The sequence below is a fragment of the Metallosphaera javensis (ex Hofmann et al. 2022) genome, assembly GCF_022064045.1.
GTDB lineage: Archaea > Thermoproteota > Thermoprotei_A > Sulfolobales > Sulfolobaceae > Metallosphaera > Metallosphaera javensis.
Genome location: NZ_JAKNCW010000041.1, coordinates 1 through 2,732, shown reverse-complemented (window position 1 = coordinate 2,732; position 2,732 = coordinate 1). Strand labels below are relative to the sequence as shown.

Annotated in this window: 3 protein-coding genes; 2 read left to right on the top strand and 1 reads right to left on the bottom strand. The window is 42.2% G+C overall.

What is annotated here, in order from left to right:
- Positions 1-246: 246 nt before the first annotated feature.
- Entirely contained in the window at positions 247-714 is a 468-nt protein-coding gene (locus tag L3N51_RS12270; RefSeq protein ID WP_238027506.1) for an ankyrin repeat domain-containing protein, read from the top strand.
- 545 nt (positions 715-1,259) lie between these two features.
- Positions 1,260-2,009 (top strand): CBS domain-containing protein, encoded by a 750-nt coding sequence (locus L3N51_RS12265; RefSeq protein WP_238027505.1) that lies wholly within the window; start codon positions 1,260-1,262, stop codon positions 2,007-2,009.
- A 34-nt stretch (positions 2,010-2,043) separates the two neighbouring features.
- Here L3N51_RS12265 and L3N51_RS12260 read toward each other — a convergent pair.
- Positions 2,044-2,732 (bottom strand): cbb3-type cytochrome c oxidase subunit I (locus L3N51_RS12260; protein WP_238027504.1); only part of this gene is annotated, 689 nt, incomplete at its 5' end.

Sequence of the window (2,732 nt, the reverse complement as noted above, 5' to 3'; positions counted from 1 at the left end):
AATTGTATAATCTAGGCGAAATTTTGTGAAGCAAATATATAATCTATAAGGAGAAAATTCAAATGATACACACACTAGAGCCTTTAACGTGAAATACACAAACCAGGCCAGGTCAGGAAATTCATGCAATGCGCGAGAGTACCATTAACATACGTTGAGCTATTACCCTACCTTACTCTAAAACTCTTATCTATCGAAAGCCCCTATAACGCATGGTTTAAATAAAACCCTGTTAAAATAGATAACATGCAGAATTATTGTTCAAAGATATTTAACTGGATTTCTGAAGGCAACTCTGAGAAACTGAAGGAAATGGATAAGAGAAACCTCATGAGATGTCTAAAGGATGGTAGGAATCCTCTACATGAAGCCTGTTTTCAAGGAGAAATCGAGATTGTAAGGTACTTACTTGATTTGGGCTTTGATCCCAATGAAGAGGACGCAGAAGGAAATTCTCCAATACATCTGGCTTTTTGTAATGGCAATGTCGAAGTGGTAAAACTCTTGGTTAATAGGGGAGCAGATCCAAACAAGCGGGATAAGCAGGGGTTTCCCTTACTGCATAAGGCATATTACTTGGAAATGGATGACTTAGTAAAATTTCTTCTCGATAATGGGGCAGATCCGGAGGTTAGGGATAATTTTGGTCTAAAATATTTTGAATATGGAAAAAATGGTCGGATGCGAACTTTACCTGAAAGGGGTACAAACTGAACCTAACCCAGACTATGAGGTTTCCCTAGATTAGTCTGGTTTACTACGTATTCACGTTTCCTCCCCAAATGCAACAATATAATGTGACCCTGTCCTTTATCCCTGGCCTTATTTATAGACTTAAAGAGTAGAATATGGAGGAAAGGTGTGAAGTACTGGGTCTGTTCTTGGTCGTTATTCTACAATCAGTTGCGCTATTTCTCCTATTTTCCAAGTGTGTGGAGCAACTGTAATCAAGGATTTCTAGGTTTCTATGAGATGTTAAATTGAAAGAGAACTGAAGACGTCGCTTAACAGATACTCCACACACTGTGGGAAACGATTCAAAACTGTAAAACGGCGGACTACATTAGAATATACGAGAAACGAAAATTCATATGATAGAATACCGTATTATTTCATGTTATGATTCTCCTACTCTGTGAAATCTGGCCTCATTAAATCCTGAAACTATTCAGGTTAATAGTCTTAAGATAGAACCCAATTAATATCTCTAATTTGACTCTAGAGAAAAGCTTATGTTATTTGGATCAATAATATTAATCATGATAAAAGTTTCAGATGTAATGACTCCGGTGATCGTGTCGGTAAATCCGGAGTCCGATATGCGAGAGCTCATAGAGGTATTGAGTAGGGATAGGTCCGGGCGGGTAATAGTTCTTAAGGATGGAAAACCTGAGGGCATTGTCACAACTAGATCCGTGGTTCAGGCATACGCTCAGTACGGAGGAAAGTTGATGGAGCTGAGGGTCAAGGACTTGATGAGTGAGAGACTGATCAGAGCGAATGCGGATGATGATGTTAGAGATGTTTTGAGGGTCATGGTGGCTCATGATATAGGTGGGGTTCCTGTAATGGATGGCGACGTGATAATTGGTATCTTTACGGAGAGAGATCTTGTTAGGTTAATGGCCAGAAGAACTTTTTCTGGTCTCGTGGATTCAGTTATGTCTCCCAATGTGTATACCATTGGACAGGATAGTGACTCTCTGGATGCCTCCAAACTTATGACAACTCACAGGGTTAGAAGGTTGCCCGTAATGGACGGCGAAAGACTGGTGGGTATAGTTACGGCAGCAGATATCGTGAAATCTCTTCTAAAGAACGTAGAACCTCAACCAGTCCTTGAGGTTGGGACGAGAAATCCAGTGACTGCGAAGAAATTGGACACTATCATGAAAGTGGTAAAGATAATGGATGAGAAAAGAATAGGCACAGTACCGGTCGTGGAGGATAAAATTGTGGGAATTGTGACAGAAAGAGACTTGATATATTCTGCGCTTAACATCCTTTAAACTAAAATAAAAAATTTTTATCTTTTACAAAATTTTAACTTTTGCCCAGGTCAGTTAATCCCTTACTTGGACCCTGATTGCCCATGTCAAGAGATGCCGAATCTAGTGCCTTTGCACCCACCGGAGTACCATTGGAAATTCCTGAATTCTCTTCTAGCCTAATCATGCCATCTGCTGGTAGAGCAACTGGCATTTCCTCTTCCTTATAGCCTTCTCTCCTCATGGCATATCTCTCCATGGCTATCGTCTGAACTGCCCACATGGGTATGTCAGTCTTGGGCACCTTTTCGCCATATAGGAGGGTCAGTATAAGGTTATATGCGAATATGATGGTAGCAAACCCTGCTAGCCATCCTCCAATCAGCAAGAGTTGATAGTATACCTCATAGAACCCAGCCCACGCCACTTCCCTTCTGATCAGCCCGAAGAATCCGCCTTCGCTGGAGGCTACCGCAAACAGTCCCATTCCCGCCTGCCATCCCCAGAAGTGGAGCCATCCCAGCTTGGTGCTATACCATTTCCTGCCAAACAGATCAGGACCCACCACGTAGAGGGCACCTAGCAGGCCACCTACTGAGTAGATTGCCAGCATTATGTGGAAGTGACCGAATATCCATCCTGTGTTGTGAATCGTTGGGTCCAATGAGGGCGTCGGATTAGTGGGTTCCGCCTGTATCCCTCCTATGATGTTCCACACTGCAGCTGCAAATATGAAGGCAAATC